Genomic DNA, 20,614 nt, shown 5'->3' with positions numbered 1-20,614 from the left:
CCACAGGGGAATGGGGTGTACCTGGCTAATGCGAGCCAACCACCATATGCGTAAACGGCGCCACATACGCCTGCAACGTCACCAGCCCGCCGACAAGAATTGCCAGCACAATCGAGTGGAAGAACACGTAGCGCAGAATCTCGCCCTCATGCCCGTACCAGCGGGTCGCGGTAGAGGCGACCACGATCGATTGCGCATCGACCATTTTGCCCATCACCCCGCCGGAGCTGTTCGCCGCCGCCATCAGGATCGGACTGATCCCGAGCTGTTCCGACGTCACCCGCTGCAAGCCGCCAAACAGTACGTTCGATGCGGTATCAGAACCGGTCAGCGCGACGCCCAGCCAACCGAGCAACGTGCCGAACATCGGATAGAAAATCCCCGTCGCGGCAAACGCCAGGCCCATGGTCGCGTCGAGTCCCGAGTAGCGTGTGAGAAACCCTAGCGCCAGCATCGCCGCAATGGTGATCAACGAAAACCGCACCACCCACAACGTGCGCAGGTATTGCTTGATCAGTTGCGGGATCGAATAGCCCATCAGCAAACCACCGACAATCGCCGCCAGCAGAATCCCGCTGCCGGTGGCGGTCAGCCAAGTGAATTTGTACACCGCTTCTTCCGCTTTCGGTGCCGCGACCACCGGCGGCACTTTTTCGATTTGCAGGTGCAAAGTGGTAAAAGTCACGGCCGGGGCGAAGACCGGGTTGGCTTCGCGCAGCGGCTTGCCCTGCGGGTCGAGCTTGGCCGAGTGGGTTACCGGATCAATGGCGGGGCGGGTGTCGAACATATTCTTGAAGCCCTGAGTGCCCCAGGCAAACACGAATACGGTGAGGATGATCCACGGCATCCACGCGCGCATCACCGCCGGGCGCGCCTGATCGCTGAACGCGGCGCTGGCAGTGACTTTTTCTTCCTCGACTTTGGAATTGTCGACCCGTCCTGACAGCGCTGCCGAAGTGTGAATGGTCGCCGGTTTCCATACCTTCAAAAACAGCGTCAGACAGGCCATGGAAATCAGCGCGGCGATCACGTCCACCAACATTGGGCCGTGGTAGTTCGACACGAGAAATTGCGGGATCGCGAAGCTGACGCCGGCCACCAGAATCGCCGGCCAGATCTCCAGCATCTTGCGCCACCCGGCGAAGGCCCAGATCAACCAGAACGGCACCAGCACCGAGAAAAACGGCAACTGCCGACCGACCATCATCGACAGCTCCATTTCATCCAGGCCGGTGACTTTGGCCAGCGTGATGATCGGCGTACCGAGTGCGCCGAATGCCACCGGCGCGGTATTGGCGATCAGCGCCAGACCCGACGCGGCCAACGGCGAAAACCCCAGCCCGATCAGGATCGCCCCGGTCACCGCTACCGGCGTGCCGAAACCCGCCGCACCTTCAAAAAACGCACCGAAACAGAACGCGATCAGCAGCAACTGCAAACGGCGGTCATCGGTGATCCGCGCGAGGGAATCCTGCAGTACTTTGAACGAGCCGTTCTCGGTGGTCAGACGGTGCAGAAAGATGATGTTGAGGACGATCCAGCCGATTGGCAGCAAGCCATTCGCCGCACCGAACAACGCCGCAGAACCGGCCATGCTCGCCGGCATGCCGAAGGCAAAAATAGATATCAGCAGGGCGGAAGCCAATGCCAATAACGCCGCGAGATGCGCCTTGACGTGGAAAAACGCCAGCGCCGCGAGCATCACCACCACCGGTACGGCGGCCATGAGCGTGGAGATCACCGGGTTGCCGAACGGGTCGTAAATTTGCTGCCAGACCATGGTCCACCTCTGCTTGTTGTTATTGAGGGCGCAGATCCATTGCGTGGGGCTTGGTTGCAAGGAGTATAGGTGGCATTTCGCCGCCGTTCGGGCGGCGCGGGCGGGGCGACAAACGGTCGCTAGTGGCCACTGAATCAACGGCGGTTTACCCGGTCGTATCTGCGGCTGCGCGCACCGCGTTCTGAAGGCGCGGACAGCGTCGCCGATTCCGTCGTCAAGACCTTGGTTTTAGGGAAATGTTGAATGAAGCGCGCAACAACGATGCTGCTGACCGTGACCGCCGCCGTATTGCTCGGCGGCTGTGTCGCGGATTTTGATGATGACCACCGCCATGGCCGGCATTACGACCGCGATCATGGCCGCAATTACGACCACGACCGGCGCTGGGATGACCGCGATGATCGCCGCGATGGTCGCCGTTACTACCGTGATCGGGATGATGATTGATTGAGTTCTGCGCGCTCGATCAGGACAACAGTCGCGCAGACGTAAGGGGATGGACGCAATGATGGCAATTCAGTAGCATCGCCATTTTTTTTGCCCCCTCTCCCCAAGGATGATCATGTCTGTCGCTTTGCTGTTGCGCCGTTCACCCGTTGTTATCGGTGCTGTTCTGTCGGGCCTCCTGCTGTCGGGCTGCACCCAGATGGGCACCTATCAGGATTCGGCCGAACCTGATGCCGCCAAGCTGCGCTTTGTCGCCAGCACCGATAACGCCTCGGTGGATTACTACGATGCAGAGCATTGCGATGGCCAGACCACCGGCTTGCTTAACAACCTGTTTATCGTCGACAGCACGCGCCGGGTCGGCATGAGTGTGGCGCCCCCGGAAAAGGCCAAGAGCTACCTGGAAATCAAACTGCCGCCCGACAAGGAAATGTACCTGAAGGTCAACACCCAGACTGGTTATGCCGTGTGCGGGGCGGGTTTCAGCTTCAAACCTCAGCGCGATACAGAATATGAGCTGACCTTCGACCTCAAGGGCCGCCAGTGTTCGACGCTGATGCAGCGCGTGCAGCGCATCGATGGCAAGGACGTACGCACGCCGCTCCCGATGAAACGCGAGGGGCTGGCGGCCTGTGCCGGGCGCAACCCGATCTTTCCCAAGCCGCCAGTGCTGCTGCCGGATACGCCGGAGCGGACGGTCATGATCGACCGCATCGTCAATGGCAGCCTCTTCGTGGTGTTGAAGTCCGACGCGAAGACGCGCGCCGCGACGACGTTTACGCCGGAAAAACTCGATTCGCTGGTCAGCGAGCGCAAGGCGAAAATGGGCTTTGAACTGCCAGACGATTACTGGACTCTGTACCGTCAGAATCTAGACGCGTTCAACATTGAGGGTTCCGCGATTTCCAGCGAGGCGATCACCCGGTCCAGCGACGAGTATCGCAAACGTCTGCGCAGCATCGACGACAAGCGCTTGAAAGAATGGTCTGCCGTCGATGGTACTTCCGGCAAGCGTGGCAATGCGGTGCAGGCCGACATGGAAACCGGCATGATCGCGTACTACTTCCAGTCGTCCAAGGAGGTCATGGGCGAAACCGTCATGCGCCATCTCGACCGTATGGCCAAAATGGATGCGCAGTACAACGTCTGCTCGCGTTACGCCGAGTGCTGGAAGCGCTGATCGGCGCAATTCTGATGTGAAAAAGCCCACTGCGCCGATACGGCCAGTGGGCTTTTTTGTGCGTGTTGCAATTAAAAGTGAGCGCTCGCCCGGACGCTGGATCGCGCAGGCACGGAGGCCTCGATGTCCAGCAAATGGGTGGCGAGAATGTCGCTCAGAAAACGGAACTGATCGTTGATGCCGACCACTTCATTACTGAAATGATTGGTGGCGGCGGGCATCAGCAGATCTTCGAAATCTTCGTTGAACACCAGTGCCTGCGCCTTGTGCGACACGGCGTGCTGGTCGTAATAGTTGCTGCCGAACACCGGGAAACTCACGGAGAGGGTGACGTGGGTGTGAATCATGTTGTGAACTCCTCGTTGCGTTTCGGATGGCTTAATCGTGCCTTTGACGGGCGGCGGGCGGAAGGCAATCGTGGCGATGGTGAATATCGATGGCAGTGATGGTTAGAGTTTTTGGGGTGTTGCTGATGGCCTTATCGCGAGCAGGCTCACTCCTGTATTTGAAATGCATTCCCCTGTAGGCGTGAGCCTGCTCGCGATGGCGCCAGACCAGCCAAAACCGGACAAACGGCCCTGCGCTCGCACCTATACTCAAAACTGCATCCCATTCATCTCAAGGACACCGCCACCGTGAACCCGCGTGCGCTGCTCGTCGCCGCACTGTTGTTGCTGGCCGGCTGCGCCACTTCGGCGCAGGCGCCGGTGTCAGCGCCGCAAGCCGTGTTTGTCTCGCCGCAGACCTGGCAGCAGATCGACCGCGAAATCGTCAGCGCTTCGCAGCAAGCCACCGAGCAAGTCAAAGTCTTTGCCCGTGGCTCGATGGAACATTGGCGCACTCGCGTCTATCAGCAAACTGAAGAAAATTTCATTCCGTGGTTCAGCAGCTACTGGACCCAGGAATGGCTGTCGATGAAGGTCAGTTGGTACACGATCAATGCCGGCGGTGAGCAAGATGCGTCAGCCAAGCGGCTGGCGGCGTATCTGCTTGAGCAATATCAGGAAAGAGTGCTGGCGCCGGTTGCGGTGGAGATCGATCCGGATGCGATTCTCGGCCAGGCGACGGCGTTCTATGCGCAGTTGATGGCGCAGCAGATGCCGCTCATCGCCCAGCGTCATGGTGTGCCTGTCGCTCAGCTCAACGGGCGTTTGCAGAAAGTCCCCGCCATTGCACTGGGCCCGCCGCCTGCGCGCGATGCTTCGTTGTTTCAAGTGATCAGCACGGAACCGTTGAACACCTTGCCGGCCTATGCCGCGTTGATCGACAAGATCCACACTGACGGCGGCGCCAAGGGCATTGCCTCGACCGATGCCGGCATGGCCCCGGTGGCCAAGCGCGCCAGTCAGCGGATGGAAGCGGAAATGGCCCCGCGCGGGGCCGCCAGTGCTGTAGCGGCCGCGGCGGGGAAACTGGCTGGAGGGCTGATCTCGGTCGGTGTCGCCGGCATTCGCGCCATCCTCCAGGCCAATGACCGACCCGACAGCGAAGCGCTGATTCGCAGTAGTCTGGGCAGCACCTTCGACAAGGCCTGGCTGAAACTGCTGCAGAACCCGACGACTGGGGTTATGGCCGGCACGTTGCACGTGTCCGGGCAGGTCGAGCGCAATCTGGGTGGGGGTGATGAACCGTCGGTCGACTTGGGCGTGAATTCTGTCGAATGGCAGCCGCCGCAATCGACTAACCAGCAGATCGAACCCAACGTGCAAGGAGAGTGATCATGGCTTACATCGATATTTTTGTAGCGCCTGTGCCGAACGCCAATCGTGAACAGTACAAAAAGCACTGTGAGATTGCCGCCAGGTTGTTCAAGGAATACGGCGCACAGGACGTGGTTCAGTGCTGGGGCGATGACGTGCCGGAGGGCAAAGTCACCTCATTCCCGATGGCGGTCAAACTCAAGGAGGGCGAGACGGTTTCGGCTGGCTGGTTGATCTGGCCCGACAACGCCACTCGCGACGCCGGCATGGGCAAAATGATGGAAGACCCGCGCATGCAACCGGACGTCAACCCGATGGGGTTTGATGGCCAGCGCATGATTTTTGGTGGTTTCAAGAACATTCTCGAACCCTGAAGCCAGCGTAAATCTCCTGTAGGAGTGAGCCTGCTCGCGATCGCGGTGGGTCTGTCAATGAAGCATTGAATGTGCAAGTGCCATCGCGCGCAGGCTCACTCCTACAGGTATTGTGTTCACTCCGAGGGGGTGATGCGGCAGCTTTTGCGGTTGCGGATCTGCTCATCGGTGGGGCGCTCGCGGACGAATTCGAAACGCGGCTCACCTTCGCTGTAATGCACCAGCCAGCCCCATTCCAGTTCCTTCTCATCCTGACCGGGATGCGGTGGCCGGGCCCACCACGGTTCTTTGCTGAGGATCGCGCGCATGGCGGCCTCCGGTTGATGGCAATCCTTGAACTATAGCTTCCTGTCACGAGTCGTCAGATCAGGCTGTGTAGAATCCGGCGGATCACCATGAACAGGGGAGCAGGGCTATGACCGAAGAAGCGAAGCGACTGTTTTTCGCCCTCGATTGCCCGGCGGTGCAACGCAAGGCAATTGCTCAGTGGCGCGGGGAGTTGGGTTTGCGAACCGGTAAGCCGGTGCCGGCGGACAATTTCCACCTGACGCTGCTGTTTCTCGGCGCCGTGCCCTTGGCGCAGATCAACGAAGTCTGCGAGGCCGCCGGACAAGTGCGTACGCCGGGAGAGGCCTTGAGAATTCCGCTTGATCGACTGCAGGTCTGGCATCGCCCCGGGGTGTTGTCGCTCGCGCCCGAGCAGGCACCGCCGGCGTTGCTGCGCCTGGTCTACGCGCTGGAACAGGCGATGTTGCCGTTCGGTTTTGAAGAGACGCCCCGCGAGTTTCGTCCGCATCTGACCCTGGCCAGAGACTACCGTGCGCCAGAGCCGGAATCTGCTACGCCGCCAGAGTTTTTCCTGCGCGCTGAACGTTTTGCCTTGTTCGAATCGCACAAAGGGCGCTACCGGATCCTGCAGGACTGGTCGCTGATCTGAGGCACAAAAAAAGGCGCCCGAGGGCGCCTGAAATTCACCTTGACCGAGGAAGCCAGGTGAGGCCGTTCATTGCAGGGCGCAGCGGTGGTAAGGCGCTGCGTGAACGGGAAATCATTAATTCTTTCTGTCCCAACACCGAACCACTGTAGGCGTGAGCCTGCTCGCGATGAGGTCGGTAAATTCAGCATCTCTGCTGCCTGACACACCGCCATCGCGAGCAGGCTGGCTCCCACATTTGGATTTTCGCTGGCTTATTTACCGAGCTTCACCCGGGTCCAGCCACGGGTCATGATTCGCTGTGTGGCAATCGGCTGATCCGGCACCGCATACAGCGTCGCCATCACCGCTTGCGATGGATACGAACCCGGGTCGTTGCGGATCGCTTCATCCACCAATGGCGTCGCCGCCGCGTTGGCGTTGCTGTAGCCGTTGCTGTTGGTGATCTCGGCGATGATCTCCGGGCGCATCAGGAAGTCCATGAACAGGTAGGCGTTCTCGACGTTCGCCGCATCGCGCGGGATCGCGACCATGTCGTAGAAGCTGCCGGCGCCTTCCTTGGGAATGCTGTAGTCGATCACCACGTTGTTGCCCGATTCCACTGCGCGGGCCTTGGCCTGCAGCACGTCGCCCGAGTAACCGACCGCCACGCAGATGTTGCCGTTGGCCAGATCGGAGATGTATTTCGAGGAATGGAAATAGGCCACGTTCGGGCGGATCTTCATGAACAGCGCCTCGGCTTCCTTGATGTGCGCGGTGTCCTTATCGTTCACCGGGTAGCCCAGGTAGTGCAGGGCGGCCGGGATCATTTCGGTTGGCGAGTCGAGGAAACTGATGCCGCAGGCTTTCAGTTTTTCAGCGTTTTCCGGTTTGAACAGCAAGTCCCAGGAGTTGGTCGGGGCGTTGGCGCCGAGCACTTCCTTGACCTTGGCCGGATTGAAGCCGATGCCGATCGAGCCCCACATGTACGGGAACGCGTGGGCGTTGTCCGGATCACTGGCGGCGGCGTTTTTCAGCAGCACCGGGTTGAGATTCTTCCAGTTCGGCAGCTTCGATTTATCCAGCGTCTGATAGACGCCGGCCTTGATCTGCTTGGCCAGGAAACTGTTTGACGGCACGACCAGGTCGTAACCGGATTTGCCCGCCAGCAAACGCGCCTCAAGGGTTTCGTTGCTGTCGAAGACGTCGTAGGTCACGCGGATGCCGGTCTCGTCTTCGAACTTCTTGACGGTGTCCGGCGCGATGTAATCGGACCAGTTGTAAACACGCAGCACCTTGTCGTTGGCCTGGGCGCCCATGACCATCGCGCCCATTAAGGACAGTGTCAGCAGAGTCCTGCCAAACATTTTCATCGGTACAACTCCATTCTTCTTATTCAAAAACACAAAGCCAAAACTCGGTTAACAGCGCCTGCATGTGTAGGCGCTGTCGAGTGAAACGAGGCTGCGATCTTTTGATATTTCACATCAAGATCAGAAGATCGCAGCGTGCCGCAGCGCCTACAGGGTTATGCGGTGGCGGCTTGTTGCGGTTGCTGCCACGACTCGTTTGCGGTCTGATCCATCGCTTCCTGAATCGCTCGTTTGCGATTGGCTTCTGCCTTGCGGCCGAAGTACCAGACCAGGAAGGTCACCAGCGACACCGCCAGCAGAATCAGGCTGGCCACGGCGTTGATCTCGGGCTTGACGCCCAGACGAACCGCCGAGAACACTTCCATCGGCAGGGTCGTCGAACCCGGCCCGGAAACGAAGCTCGCCAACACCAGGTCATCCAGCGACAGAGCGAACGACATCATCCCGCCCGCCGCCAGCGACGGCGCGATCATTGGAATGGTGATCAGGAAAAACACCTTGAACGGCTTCGCGCCGAGATCCATCGCCGCTTCTTCGATCGACAGATCCAGCTCGCGGAGGCGGGCGGAGACTACCACCGCGACATAAGCGGCACAAAACGTGGTGTGGGCGATCCAGATCGTGACGATACCACGCTCCTGTGGCCAGCCGATCAACTGCGCCATGGCCACGAACAGCAGCAACAGCGACAGGCCTGTGATCACTTCGGGCATCACCAACGGCGCGGTGACCAGACCACCGAACAGCGTGCGACCCTTGAAGCGCGTGACGCGGGTCAGCACGAAAGCGGCGAGGGTGCCCAGCGCCACGGCAGCAATCGCCGTGTAGCAGGCGATTTCCAGCGAGCGCACCACCGAGCCCATCAGTTGCGTGTTGTCGAGCAAACCGACGTACCACTTCACCGACCAGCCGCCCCACACCGTCACCAGTTTCGAGGCGTTGAACGAGTAGATCACCAGAATCAGCATCGGCAGATAAATGAACATCAGGCCGAAGATCAACATGAACTTGGAAAAACCGAAGCGTTTCATCCCCGTGCCTCCATCTCTTTGGCCTGGCTGCGGTTGAACAGCAGAATCGGCACAATCAGGATCAACAGCATCACCACCGCCAGCGCAGACGCCACCGGCCAGTCGCGGTTATTGAAGAACTCTTGCCACAGCACGCGACCGATCATCAGGGTCTCCGGCCCACCCAGCAGTTCTGGTATCACGAACTCACCGACCACCGGAATGAACACCAGCATGCAGCCGGCAATAATGCCGTTCTTGGCCAGCGGTACGGTGATTTTCCAGAAGTTGTTGAAGTTGCTCGAACCCAGGTCCTGCGCGGCTTCCAGCAAGCTGCCATCGTGCTTGACGAGGTTGGCGTAGAGCGGCAACACCATGAACGGCAAATACGCGTACACGACCCCTATATAGACGGCAGTGTTGGTGTTGAGGATCTCGATCGGGTGATCGGTCAGCCCCGTCCACATCAGAAACGCGTTAAGCAGACCGTTGTTGCTGAGGATGCCCATCCACGCGTAAACGCGGATCAGGATCGCGGTCCAGGTCGGCATCATGATCAACAGCAGCAGGACGTTTTGCGTTTCCTTGCCGGTCTTGGTGATCGCGTAGGCCATCGGGAAACCGATCAGCAGGCACATCAGCGTGCTCAGCGCCGCGACTTTCAGCGAACCGAGGTAGGCCGACAGGTACAGCTCGTCTTCGCCGAGCATGGTGTAGTTGCCGATGTTCAGCAGCAGTTGGAATTTCTGTTCGGCGTAGGTGTAGATCTCCGAGTATGGCGGGATCGACAGCGCGGCTTCCGAGAAGCTGATCTTCATCACCAGGAAAAACGGCAGCATGAAGAACAGGAACAGCCAGATGAACGGAATGCCGATCACCAGTTTTCGCCCGCTGGGCACCAGGCGCAGGAATTGCTGATTGAAGGTTCTCATGAGCGCAGTACCACGCCGCTGTCGTCTTCCCACCAGACGTAGACCTTGTCGTCCCAGGTCGGCCGCGCGCCACGGCGTTCGGCGTTGGCCATGAACGACTGGACGATTTTGCCGCCGGGCAATTCGACGTAGAACACCGAGTGACCGCCGAGGTAGGCGATGTCATGCACCTTGCCTTCGGACCAGTTGTAGCGAAACTCCGGCTTGGTCGTGCTGACGAGCATTTTTTCCGGACGGATCGCGTAGGTGACCGACTTGTCCTGCACCGAAGTGCTGACGCCGTGACCGACGTAGATCTTCTGTTCCAGGTCCGGGCTGTGGATGATCGCGTGACCTTCAAGGTCTTCCACCACGGTGCCGTCGAAGGCGTTCACGTTACCGATGAACTCGCAGACCATGCGGCTGACCGGTGCTTCATAAATGTCGACCGGGCTGCCGATCTGAGCGATCCAACCGAGGTGCATGATCGCGATGCGCTCGGCCATGGTCATGGCCTCTTCCTGATCGTGGGTCACCATCACGCAGGTCACGCCGACGCGTTCGATGATCTGCACCAGTTCCAGTTGCATCTGCGAACGCAGCTTTTTATCCAGCGCGCCCATCGGCTCGTCGAGCAGCAACAACTTCGGACGCTTGGCCAGCGAACGGGCGAGGGCGACGCGCTGACGCTGGCCGCCGGACAACTGGTGCGGGCGGCGTTTGGCGTATTGGGTCATGTGCACCAGGCGCAGCATTTCATCGACACGGGCGTCGATTTCGCTGGCCGGCAAACGGTCCTGCTTGAGGCCGAAGGCGATGTTCTGCGCGACGGTCATGTGTGGGAACAGCGCGTAGGATTGGAACATCATGTTGATCGGCCGCTCGTACGGCGGCATGTCAGTGATGTCCACGCCGTCGAGCAGAATCCGCCCTTCGGTCGGACGCTCGAAACCGGCGAGCATGCGCAGCAGGGTCGATTTGCCCGAACCGGAGCCGCCGAGCAGGGCGAAGATTTCGCCCTGATGGATCTCCAGGGACACATCGTCCACTGCCACGGTTTCGTCGAACTTCTTGGTGACACGATCGACTTTCACCAGCACCTTTTTCGGTTGCTGATGACCTTCAAGTGCCTTCCGGTAAGTGCTGGAGGCGTTTGCCATGTGAAACTCCCAACAGGTTTCGTTCGCCTGGCCAATGTGGCCGGGCTTAAGTGGATTGCAAGCCTGTAAGCGCAATTTCAGTCATTACATCTCCCCTGTAGGAGCGAGCCTGCTCGCGATGAGGCCATGTCAGTCGACATCTCTGCTGACGGGTCTATTGCTATCGCGAGCAGGCTCACTCCTACAGGGGAATTGCGCATGCCTGACTGACCTTGCACTGCCGAGGGCTTGGTCGGCGCCGCCGTCCTGGCTGCCTGGGTCGTACTTGTTGTTATTACGGGTGTTGTTGTTCACGAATGACGGATGCGCGCAGGCACACCCGACGTCCGAGGGGGCAGTAAATCGTTACGGATTCTTGGGTTGAGTCAGCGCTGGTTGCGTCGCGCCGCCCGTTGCCGGCAAGCCGCGCCGAAGGCCTGGAAAATCTTCAGGTAGTTCGGGTTGTCCAGCACTTGCCATTCCGGGTGCCATTGCACGCCGAGGGCGAAGGTCGGGCTGTGTTCGACCGAGATCGCCTCGATCAAACCGTCCGGCGCCACGGCCTCGGCACGCAGGCCGGGGGCGAGGCGGTCGATGCCCTGGCTATGAATCGAGTTGACCTGGAACTCGCCCGGCAGCTCCAGTGCTTCGAACACACCGCCACCAAGCACGGTCACCGCATGGGCCGGTGCGTATTGCACGGCCACATCAGGGCTGTCGGCTTCGCGGTGATCGAGCATGCCCGGCAGCTCATGCACCTTTTGATGCAGGCTGCCGCCGAATGCCACGTTCATTTCCTGGAAACCCCGGCAAATGCCGAGCACCGGAACGCCCGCCGCAATGGCTGCACGCAATAAAGGAAGGGTGGTGGCATCCCGCGCCGGATCGTGATCCGTGCCGGGAGCGCTGGCGGGGCCTTGATAGTGGAAAGGTTCCACATTCGAAGGCGAGCCGGTCAGCAGCAGACCGTCGAGTTGACCGAGCAGGTCTTCGATTTCAGTCAGGTTGCCAAGGGAAGGAATGATCACTGGCAACCCGTTAGCGCCAACGCTGACAGCACGTACGTACTTGTCGCCGCTGATGTGATAGGGGTGCAGGCCAATCTGTTTGACGCACGCAGTAACGCCGATCAATGGCTTGAATGCCATTTTTATTCACCTCGAAGTTTGACACTTGAACGAGCTTTTCCGGAGCTTAGCCTCGTTGATTTTAATTAACAACTGCCATGTAAAAAATTCTAAACGCCGTTCATCCTATCTTCATGAATCTCGGGGCTCTGGCGCCTGTATTGGCACGCAAGTGTTAAAAAAAGCCCGAAAAATAAACCCTGAGCGGCCATCTGTTCGCTATTGACTTCACTTTGCCGTTCGGGTTGACTGGCTCGGCGAAACAGCAGTGAACATAATAATTAACAGCTAAATAGGTGCATCATGTCGGTCCCTCTGCGTACCGTTCAACTCAACGAAGCAAACGCATTCCTTAAGAAATATCCTGAGGTTTTGTACGTCGACCTTCTGATTGCGGATATGAACGGTGTGGTGCGCGGCAAGCGCATCGAACGCACCAGTCTTCATAAGGTTTACGAGAAAGGCATCAACCTGCCGGCCTCGCTTTTCGCGCTCGACATCAATGGCTCCACGGTGGAAAGCACCGGCCTGGGTCTGGACATCGGCGACGCTGACCGCATCTGCTACCCGATCCCCGGCACCCTGAGCATCGAGCCGTGGCAGAAGCGCCCAACTGCACAACTCTTGATGACCATGCACGAGATCGAAGGCCAGCCGTTCTTCGCTGACCCGCGTGAAGTGCTGGCCAACGTCGTACGCAAATTCGACGACCTCGGCCTGACCATCTGCGCGGCATTCGAACTCGAGTTTTATCTGATCGACCAGGACAACGTGAACGGTCGTCCGCAATCGCCACGTTCGCCGGTGTCCGGCAAGCGTCCGGTGTCGACTCAGGTGTACCTGATCGACGACCTGGACGAATACGTCGATTGCCTGCAAGACATCCTCGAAGGCGCGAAAGAGCAGGGCATCCCGGCTGACGCGATCGTCAAGGAAAGCGCCCCGGCGCAGTTCGAAGTCAACCTGCATCACGTCTCCGACCCGATCAAGGCGTGCGACTACGCCGTCCTGCTCAAGCGTCTGGTGAAGAACATCGCCTACGACCATGAGATGGACACCACCTTCATGGCCAAGCCGTATCCGGGTCAGGCGGGCAACGGTCTGCACGTGCACATTTCGATCCTGGACAAAGAAGGCAACAACATCTTTGCCAGCGAGGATCCCGAGCAGAACGCCGCACTGCGTCACGCGATCGGCGGTGTGCTGGAGACCCTGCCTGCGCAAATGGCGTTCCTCTGCCCGAACGTCAACTCGTACCGCCGCTTCGGCGCGCAGTTCTACGTACCGAACTCGCCGAGCTGGGGCATCGACAACCGCACCGTTGCGGTCCGTGTGCCAACCGGTTCGCCGGACGCCGTGCGCATCGAGCACCGTGTCGCTGGTGCCGACGCCAACCCGTATCTGTTGATGGCTTCGGTGCTGGCCGGTATTCACCACGGTCTGACCAATCAGATCGAACCGGGCGCCCCGGTGGAGGGGAACAGCTACGAGCAGAACGAACAGAGCCTGCCGAACAACCTGCGCGACGCACTGCGCGAGCTGGACGACAGCGAAGTCATGGCCCGCTACATCGACCCGATGTACATCGACGTGTTTGTCGCGTGTAAAGAAAGCGAGCTGGCCGAGTTCGAGAACTCGATTTCTGACCTTGAGTACAACTGGTATCTGCATACGGTGTGATTGGCTGAGGCCCTCAAAAGCCAAAAGCCCCTCACCCTAACCCTCTCCCGGAGGGAGAGGGGACTGACCGGGTTGTATCGAGATATCCGGCGACCTGAACGATCCAGTCGATTATGGATTCGGCAAAGATTTTTTCAGGTCGGCGGAGATTCTGAGCATCCCCCAATCGGTCCCCTCTACCCCCGGGAGAGGGCTAGGGTGAGGGCCGCCATCTCAAACCAGACCCAACACGCCGACACCCCCAATTCCCCCTTGTCGAGCCACAACAATGACAACGACCCGCAACGACTGGGAACAACGCTTCCAGTCCCTGACCATCGAAGCCCGCGCGTTCATCAACGGTGAATACCGCCCGGCCATCAGTGGCGACACCTTCGAATGCCTGAGCCCCGTCGACGGCCGTTTCCTCGCCTCCGTGGCCAGCACCGATGAAGCCGACGCCAACCTCGCCGTTGAAGTCGCGCGCCAGTCTTTTGAATCCGGCATCTGGGCGAAAAAAGCCCCGGCCGAGCGCAAGCGCATTCTGATCCGCTTCGCCGATCTGATCCTGCAACACCAGGAAGAACTGGCGCTGCTGGAAACCCTCGACATGGGCAAGCCGATCAGCGATTCAATGAACATCGACATCCCGGCGACCGCCAACGCGATCCGCTGGAGTGCCGAAGCCATCGACAAGATTTACGACGAAGTCGCCGCAACCCCGCACGATCAACTTGGCCTCGTGACTCGCGAGCCATCGGGCGTCGTTGCAGCCATCGTGCCGTGGAACTTCCCGCTGATCATGGCCAGCTGGAAATTCGCTCCAGCGCTGGCAGCAGGCAACTCGTTCATTCTCAAGCCTTCGGAAAAGTCGCCACTGACCGCGATCCGCATCGCCCAGCTCGCGCTGGACGCCGGCATTCCTAAGGGCGTATTCAACGTTCTGCCAGGCTTCGGCCACACCGTCGGTAAGGCGCTGGCATTGCACATGGACGTCGACGTGCTGGCCTTCACCGGCTCCACAGCGATTGCCAAACAGCTGATGATTTATGCCGGCCAAAGCAACATGAAACGCGTCTGGCTCGAAGCTGGGGGCAAGAGCCCGAACGTGGTGTTTGCCGACGCACCTGACTTGCGTGCGGCAGCACAAGCAGCGGCCGGCGCCATTGCCTTCAACCAGGGCGAAGTCTGCACCGCTGGTTCGCGTTTGCTGGTCGAGCGTTCGATTCGCGAGCAGTTCATTCCGCTGTTGGTGGAAGCGCTGCAAGCGTGGAAGCCGGGTCATTCACTCGATCCGGCGACCACCGTCGGTGCCGTGGTCGATCAGCGTCAACTCGACAATGTGCTGCGCTACATCAGCATCGGTCGCGAGCAGGGCGCCGAGCTGATTGCCGGCGGCCAACGCACCCTCGAAGAAACCGGCGGCCTCTATGTGCAACCGGCGCTCTTCGACGGCGTGACCAACGCGATGACCATCGCCCAGGAAGAAATCTTCGGCCCGGTGCTGTCGCTGATCACCTTCGATACCGCCGAAGAAGCGCTGCAGATCGCCAACGACAGCATCTTCGGCCTCGCCGCTGGCGTGTGGACCAGCAACCTCAGCAAGGCGCACATCTTCGCCCGTGGCTTGCGTGCCGGCAGTGTCTGGATCAACCAGTACGACGGCGGCGACATGACCGCACCGTTCGGTGGTTTCAAGCAGTCGGGCAACGGTCGCGATAAATCGCTGCACGCGTTCGACAAGTACACCGAGCTGAAAGCGACCTGGATCAAGCTCTGACTCTATTACAGCGGTGGTCGCCTTCTATTGGCGGCCCTCGGAGAAACGTATGAAACAGCAACACGTAAACAGCTACTACGCCGCCACTCGCAACGAAGTCATCGACTTTCCGGTTCTGGAAGAGTCGGTCGAGTGCGATGTCTGCATTATCGGTGCCGGCTACACCGGCCTGTCCTCGGCGCTGTTCCTGACCGAAGCCGGCTACAAAGTGACGGTGCTGGAAGCGGCGAAAGTCGGCTACGGCGCCAGTGGTCGCAACGGCGGTCAACTGGTCAACTCCTACAGCCGCGACGTCGACGTGATCGAAGAACGCTACGGCGACAAGACTGCAGAAATTCTCGGCAGCATGATCTTCGAAGGCGCCGACATCATCCGTTCGCGCATCAAGGAATACGACATCAAATGCGACTACCGCCCGGGCGGCATCTTCGCAGCGATGAACAAAAAGCAACTAAACGGTCTGGCTGAGCAGAAGCGCGGCTGGGAGCGTTATGGCAACCACAATCTGAAGATGCTCGACGCGGCTGAAATTCGTCGTGAAGTCGGCTCCGATGCATACGTCGGCGGCCTGCTCGACATGCAGGGCGGCCACGTTCACCCGCTGAACCTGGCGCTCGGTGAAGCGGCGGCGATCACGCGTTTGGGCGGCAAGATTTACGAGCAATCAGCGGCTGTAGAAATCAAATACGGCGAGCCGAACGTCGTGCGCACCGCCAAAGGCCAGGTCCGCGCCAAGTACCTGCTGATCGCCGGCAACGCCTACCTGCCGCAAGGTCTGGATAACCGCGTCACCGCGAAAAGCATGCCGTGCGGCTCGCAGATCGTCGTCACCGAACCGCTGACCGAGAAACAGGCGCGCAGCCTGATCACCAACAACTACTGCGTCGAAGACTGCAATTACTTGCTGGATTACTACCGCCTGACTGCCGACAACCGTCTGCTGTACGGCGGCGGCGTGGTCTACGGCGCGCGTGAACCGGACGACATCGAACAACTGATCCGCCCGAAGATCCTCAAGACCTTCCCGCAGCTCAAAGACGTCAAGATCGACTACCGCTGGACCGGCAACTTCCTGCTGACCATGTCACGCATGCCGCAATTCGGCCGCATCGAGAAAAACGCCTACTACATGCAAGGCTACAGCGGCCACGGCGTCACCTGCTCGCACCTGGCCGGCAAACTGATCTCGGAAATGATCCGCGGCGACGCCGAACGCTTCGACGCCTTCGCATCGCTGCCGCACATGCCAATGATCGGCGGCCGCACCTTCTCGGCGCCACTGACCGCCCTCGGCGCCGTCTACTACTCACTGCGCGACCGCTTCGGCATTTAAGTTACCTCCCCGGCGGCGGCCCCAAGACCCCGCCGGTTTTTCTTATCGCAACACTCCCTGATATCCAAATGTGGGAGCTGGCTTGCCAGCGATTAGGCCAGCAAACACAACATCAATCCGACTGAAACACCAAAGATCAAATTGTAGGCCTTCGCCTGCTCGCGATGAGGCCAGCCCAGCCACTATCCCTCCCACAGAAACACCACAAACCCTGTGGGAGCGAGCTTGCTCGCGAAGGCGGTCATCCAGTCAAAAATAATGGTGAATGTGACACCCAATCGCGAGCAGGCTCACTCCTACAGGTCCGTATTACCAAGGCAGGAAGGACTTTTACCCCACCGTCCATCGAACCTGCTGAGCAACACCGACAAACGTGATTTAATAGCCGCCTTTCACGGTTCCGGGACACGGGAGCAACGTGATCCGCGCCCATCGGCGCGTCACCCGCCACCCACCCCCATCGCCCTTAAGTCGTTCTTACATAAGGCTGTCATGGATACGGGTTCTCGACTCAAACTAGTACGCGAAAGCTACAAACTCTCCCAGCGTGAGCTGGCCCGGCGTAGCGGCGTGACCAATGCCACCATCTCCCTGATCGAACAGAATCGCGTCAGTCCCTCCGTCAGCTCCCTGAAAAAGCTGCTCGAAGGCATACCGATGTCCCTGGCCGACTTCTTCACCTTCGACCAACCCCCGCGCGAACACCAATACGTCTTCCGCGCCAACGAACAACCCGACCTCGGCCGCCACGGCCTGCGCCTGCTGCTGATCGGCGCCTCCGTGCCCAGCCGCCAGATGCGCCTGCTGCGCGAGCAATACGCACCGGGCGCGAGTTCGGGGGAAGAACCGATTGTGCATGCGGAAGGTGAGGAGTGTGGGCTGGTGACGCGTGGCACGGTTGAGTTGACCGTGGATGGGTCGGTGAGTGTGTTGAATGCGGGGGATGGGTATTACTTTCCGACGACATTGCCGCATAAGTTTCGGAATATCGGGGCGAATGAGGCGGAGATTATTAGTGCGAATACGCCGGCGAATTTTTGAGAGTGAACTCCAATAGAAGCTGATAAAATCTCTTCGCCAAAAAAACTCGTAAATGCGTAGGGCATTCAAAAATGCAAGGTTGTATTTTTTATAATGTTGGATGAATAATCAAAAAATAGAAGGATTGGTCAAATGGAGGTTGTCCGCTTTAATTGAGATGTTTCATCTCACGGTTTTTCTGCAGCTCTAATATTGATAAGATTTAAAGGTTGTATAATTTTATAAGGATATATAAGTAATGAGTCAGGATCTAAATTTTTCCTCATTTTCTACAATGATTTCAGATCTGTACGGCGTGAAAAACTCAGAAAAAGAGTTTGAGGAGATATATTCATATTTATGCAGGAATACGTCTTACCTATCAAGAGCGATCTTGCGTGGAGGGGACTCGAAGTCATTTTTTATAAAGTCATTTTCATGGCTTTTTGCGGCTGCTAATAAGCTTGATATAAATCTGGAGCATGCATATAGGAAAAAATTTCCCAATGTGTGCCCTTATTGTATAGTGTCTCCGTGCCAGTGTGCGGAAACTCATAGAGCTCCTGTAAAACACATTCCAATCGATGATGTTCGCGTAGAACTTAATGATAAGTACTACATGGATATAAATAGATATCCTCAAATTACACTGGATCAAGCGATTTCTAGAGTCTCGTTGATCTATCCTGCTAATAAATCTATTTGGAAAGCCTTCGGCAGTTTTTATCATTTTTCTAGAGTTTTCGAAGAGCTAGGAGAGGTTCATGAAGCTTATTCGTCCTATAAGAAGAATGGGAAAAAGGTTAATCTGGAAGAAGAGTTAGCCGACGTCACTGCATGGATGCTGTCCGCGTGGGCTATACATCAATATCCTTTGTCGCTATCTCATGCAGTTAAGGATTATTATGTAGATAATTGTCCTATATGCAAATCCTCTCCTTGTGCATGCGACAAATATTCTGATAGAGCTCAGATGCTCTCTGATGCCGAGAGTTTGAAGGAAGTGAAAGAAAGAGTGGCCGAGTTACTTGGTCTTGATTCAGCTTACAAAAAAGAAATTCAAGAAGTTTTATCTTCTTTTGATAGTGCCATATCTACGGCTTCCACCGTGGATGCAAAACAAGTCATCAATAGTACCAAGCAAGTTCTGAAGGATCTAGAAGATGAGCTCGCATCAAATATGAATGAGGGCTCGGAGGAAATAATGACTGCGATTCGGGATGTTTACTCTTCCATAGATACTAAAAAATATTTTTGGAGGTAGATCTTGGCCTATTGTGGTGACTAGCTGCTGTAGGTTGGTTGGTTTCTGTTGATGAAGCTCATTAAGTAGTGCTTTGTATCGTGCCGGCAGGCTGCTGTTTGAGCCTGTCGGTTTTTTGTAAGTATGTACAATCCCTGAGCTGCGCAGGTAGACGGCAAGAATTTGCTGAGTTTGAATGCAAGTTATTAAAATTTTAGAAAAATATAGGTGGTGACATGGACGTAGAAGGTTTTAATCAGTGCCTGATGTATGTGCAGGCTGCCGTTTCTAATAAGTCATTGGTTGAAAAATTTATTCCGGTCATTGGTACTATTGGCGGTGCTGTACTAGGTTTTCTATTGACTAATGCAGTTGCATTCTCGAAAGAGCGAAAGGTGCTAAAAAACCAGTTAATGTGTTGCAGTGAAGATGTTCATAGGGTTAAGTCGTCAGTGGATCATCTTACAAAAGAAATTTTTAAAATTATGATGTGCATATCCGTGAATTCATTGCCTAAAGGGCATGATTTACCAATGGGTTTAAGTGCGTTGTGTTTGAGTGAGTACTTTAAAGATGTGGCGCATAAGTTTAGTAAAAACCAACGTTACTTGATTCAGTCGACTTTAGAGGATGTAGCTGAAGTTAACTCGGTGGTGGAGGTTCTTCAGAAAAGTTCATCTCTGGAAGATAAATACAAGTATTCGCTGGGCTTGCTGAATGCCGTAGCTTTGGCGCTTCAGATATCTAGTAATTGTAAGCATATCATCGCTGACACGAGTGAGGTTGGCCTTGATCAGAAGAAGGAACTTCAAAGTGTCGGGGTTTCTTCGGCTGAAATTGAGGCTTTTTTGCTGCTGAAAAATAACGCCAGTAATCAAAATGGTATTCTAAAATTGAAATAGCTCTGATTCGGTTTGAAATTGAAGTGTGGGTGCTGTTTTTTCTTTCAAATAGAGCTGCTTGGCATTATTAAACAATACTGTGATTTTTTGTTCGACAAGCGGTAGAGCTTTTGCCGTTTGAGAAAGTCAGAAGAGACACAGAGGGGTATGTTTGAATAAATAGTAAAAATCCCGCATCAATGCGGGATTAATCAGCTTGAAAAAAGAACCACGCCCTCAGGTACCAAACCCCCGCTGCTCAATCACTCGGAACACATCATTGACGTCCTGCACCAGGATCCTTGCGATATTGGTTACGGTGTCGATGTCGTGTTCTGCATGGTCGGGGAGGCGGGTGCAGGCGATTAGGTCGAGGTATTTGAGAACGGCGTTGAGGCGTTCGGCGGCGCAGGCGTGTAGGTCGCGCAGTGGAGCGTTGGCGTCGATGAGGAGGACGGGGTGGTCGGTGGCGGGGTGTGACATTTTTGCGTAGTGGTGGAGCGGTTCGTCTGTAGGCATGAGTAAAACTTCCTCGTATCTATGAGAGAAGCTACTGCCATTCGCTGCGAGTCGAAGGGTGGTAGCTGTGTGCGGGTTCGCAGACCGAGGATACGAGGAACCCGGCAGACCCGAAGGTCTCCCACACACAGCCACCATTGAACGGATTTCGGGCGCTAGTGCGACCGCCACCGTTTTTAGGGGGCGCTAGGTTACTACACGTATCGTCAGGGCTGCGAAACCCTG

Annotated in this window: 20 protein-coding genes; 11 read left to right on the top strand and 9 right to left on the bottom strand. The window is 57.2% G+C overall.

From position 1 onward, the window contains the following. Positions 1 to 25: 25 nt before the first annotated feature. Complete coding sequence (locus tag H8F23_RS01900) at positions 26 to 1,780, bottom strand: L-lactate permease (protein ID WP_194933219.1); 1,755 nt, start codon at positions 1,778 to 1,780, stop codon at positions 26 to 28. A 243-nt stretch (positions 1,781 to 2,023) separates the two neighbouring features. Between H8F23_RS01900 and H8F23_RS01895 the strand changes: the two genes are divergently transcribed. Together H8F23_RS01895 and H8F23_RS01890 are read left to right on the top strand one after the other, a co-directional pair. Continuing rightward, on the top strand, positions 2,024 to 2,227 hold the full coding sequence (locus tag H8F23_RS01895; protein WP_007918829.1) for a hypothetical protein: 204 nt from the start codon (positions 2,024 to 2,026) through the stop codon (positions 2,225 to 2,227). 115 nt (positions 2,228 to 2,342) lie between these two features. Further along, positions 2,343 to 3,407 carry a hypothetical protein gene (locus H8F23_RS01890; protein WP_228759056.1) on the top strand — a complete coding sequence of 355 codons (1,065 nt, stop codon included), beginning with the start codon at positions 2,343 to 2,345 and terminating at the stop codon, positions 3,405 to 3,407. A 71-nt stretch (positions 3,408 to 3,478) separates the two neighbouring features. Here the strand turns inward: H8F23_RS01890 and H8F23_RS01885 are convergent, their stop codons facing one another. Then, the gene (locus H8F23_RS01885; RefSeq protein WP_150750841.1) at positions 3,479 to 3,754 is read right to left on the bottom strand and encodes a hypothetical protein; all 276 of its coding nucleotides are present in this window, start codon (positions 3,752 to 3,754) and stop codon (positions 3,479 to 3,481) included. Between the two features lie 288 nt (positions 3,755 to 4,042). On the opposite strand from H8F23_RS01885, the gene H8F23_RS01880 reads away from it, so the two are divergent. Together H8F23_RS01880 and H8F23_RS01875 are read left to right on the top strand one after the other, a co-directional pair. Then, on the top strand, positions 4,043 to 5,125 hold the full coding sequence (locus tag H8F23_RS01880) for a hypothetical protein (RefSeq protein WP_194933217.1): 1,083 nt from the start codon (positions 4,043 to 4,045) through the stop codon (positions 5,123 to 5,125). Positions 5,126 to 5,127: 2 nt separating this feature from the next. Next, the gene (locus tag H8F23_RS01875; RefSeq protein WP_194933216.1) at positions 5,128 to 5,481 is read left to right on the top strand and encodes a DUF1428 domain-containing protein; all 354 of its coding nucleotides are present in this window, start codon (positions 5,128 to 5,130) and stop codon (positions 5,479 to 5,481) included. Between the two features lie 116 nt (positions 5,482 to 5,597). On the opposite strand, the gene H8F23_RS01870 is transcribed toward H8F23_RS01875, so the two are convergent. Next, entirely contained in the window at positions 5,598 to 5,789 is a 192-nt protein-coding gene (locus H8F23_RS01870) for a hypothetical protein (protein WP_116254946.1), read from the bottom strand. 107 nt (positions 5,790 to 5,896) lie between these two features. Here H8F23_RS01870 and thpR point away from each other — a divergent pair, with 107 nt between their 5' ends. Beyond that, positions 5,897 to 6,418 carry an RNA 2',3'-cyclic phosphodiesterase gene (gene thpR / locus H8F23_RS01865; RefSeq protein WP_186624601.1) on the top strand — a complete coding sequence of 174 codons (522 nt, stop codon included), beginning with the start codon at positions 5,897 to 5,899 and terminating at the stop codon, positions 6,416 to 6,418. A 251-nt stretch (positions 6,419 to 6,669) separates the two neighbouring features. Here thpR and H8F23_RS01860 read toward each other — a convergent pair whose 3' ends face one another. The 5 genes from H8F23_RS01860 to H8F23_RS01840 all read right to left on the bottom strand — a co-directional run bounded on the left by H8F23_RS01860 (position 6,670) and on the right by H8F23_RS01840 (position 11,975). Next, complete coding sequence (locus H8F23_RS01860) at positions 6,670 to 7,767, bottom strand: polyamine ABC transporter substrate-binding protein (RefSeq protein WP_093440814.1); 1,098 nt, start codon at positions 7,765 to 7,767, stop codon at positions 6,670 to 6,672. Positions 7,768 to 7,922: 155 nt separating this feature from the next. Further along, positions 7,923 to 8,798, bottom strand: coding sequence for an ABC transporter permease subunit (locus H8F23_RS01855; RefSeq protein WP_034155531.1), 876 nt, complete (start codon positions 8,796 to 8,798; stop codon positions 7,923 to 7,925). Then, the gene (locus tag H8F23_RS01850; RefSeq protein ID WP_194933255.1) at positions 8,795 to 9,676 is read right to left on the bottom strand and encodes an ABC transporter permease subunit; all 882 of its coding nucleotides are present in this window, start codon (positions 9,674 to 9,676) and stop codon (positions 8,795 to 8,797) included. The genes H8F23_RS01855 and H8F23_RS01850 overlap by 4 nt, the downstream gene beginning before the upstream one ends. Positions 9,677 to 9,705: 29 nt before the next feature. Continuing rightward, positions 9,706 to 10,848, bottom strand: a complete 1,143-nt coding sequence (locus H8F23_RS01845; protein WP_064120849.1) for an ABC transporter ATP-binding protein — start codon at positions 10,846 to 10,848, stop codon at positions 9,706 to 9,708. A gap of 365 nt (positions 10,849 to 11,213) precedes the next feature. Continuing rightward, complete coding sequence (locus H8F23_RS01840) at positions 11,214 to 11,975, bottom strand: gamma-glutamyl-gamma-aminobutyrate hydrolase family protein (RefSeq protein ID WP_194933215.1); 762 nt, start codon at positions 11,973 to 11,975, stop codon at positions 11,214 to 11,216. A 282-nt stretch (positions 11,976 to 12,257) separates the two neighbouring features. On the opposite strand from H8F23_RS01840, the gene H8F23_RS01835 reads away from it, so the two are divergent. The 6 genes from H8F23_RS01835 (at position 12,258) to H8F23_RS01810 (ending at position 19,891) form a co-directional block, all read left to right on the top strand. Beyond that, positions 12,258 to 13,634, top strand: a complete 1,377-nt coding sequence (locus H8F23_RS01835) for a glutamine synthetase family protein (RefSeq protein ID WP_064120847.1) — start codon at positions 12,258 to 12,260, stop codon at positions 13,632 to 13,634. Positions 13,635 to 13,902: 268 nt separating this feature from the next. Next, positions 13,903 to 15,393, top strand: a complete 1,491-nt coding sequence (locus H8F23_RS01830) for an aldehyde dehydrogenase (protein WP_194933214.1) — start codon at positions 13,903 to 13,905, stop codon at positions 15,391 to 15,393. Between the two features lie 49 nt (positions 15,394 to 15,442). After that, complete coding sequence (locus tag H8F23_RS01825; protein ID WP_194933213.1) at positions 15,443 to 16,726, top strand: NAD(P)/FAD-dependent oxidoreductase; 1,284 nt, start codon at positions 15,443 to 15,445, stop codon at positions 16,724 to 16,726. Between the two features lie 492 nt (positions 16,727 to 17,218). Continuing rightward, positions 17,219 to 17,767 (top strand): cupin domain-containing protein, encoded by a 549-nt coding sequence (locus H8F23_RS01820; protein ID WP_194933212.1) that lies wholly within the window; start codon positions 17,219 to 17,221, stop codon positions 17,765 to 17,767. 238 nt (positions 17,768 to 18,005) lie between these two features. Continuing rightward, positions 18,006 to 19,010: a nucleoside triphosphate pyrophosphohydrolase family protein gene (locus H8F23_RS01815; protein WP_194933211.1), complete on the top strand. Its 1,005-nt coding sequence runs from the start codon at positions 18,006 to 18,008 to the stop codon at positions 19,008 to 19,010. 215 nt (positions 19,011 to 19,225) lie between these two features. Beyond that, on the top strand, positions 19,226 to 19,891 hold the full coding sequence (locus tag H8F23_RS01810; protein ID WP_194933210.1) for a hypothetical protein: 666 nt from the start codon (positions 19,226 to 19,228) through the stop codon (positions 19,889 to 19,891). A gap of 216 nt (positions 19,892 to 20,107) precedes the next feature. On the opposite strand, the gene H8F23_RS01805 is transcribed toward H8F23_RS01810, so the two are convergent. Beyond that, positions 20,108 to 20,389, bottom strand: a complete 282-nt coding sequence (locus H8F23_RS01805; RefSeq protein ID WP_228759054.1) for a fructose-bisphosphate aldolase — start codon at positions 20,387 to 20,389, stop codon at positions 20,108 to 20,110. Positions 20,390 to 20,614: the final 225 nt, after the last annotated feature.

It is taken from the genome of Pseudomonas neuropathica (assembly GCF_015461835.1).
In the GTDB taxonomy this organism is placed as follows: Bacteria; Pseudomonadota; Gammaproteobacteria; order Pseudomonadales; family Pseudomonadaceae; genus Aquipseudomonas; species Aquipseudomonas neuropathica.
Note: the sequence above shows the minus strand (reverse complement) of the source record. Positions and strands in the feature narration are given on the sequence as shown.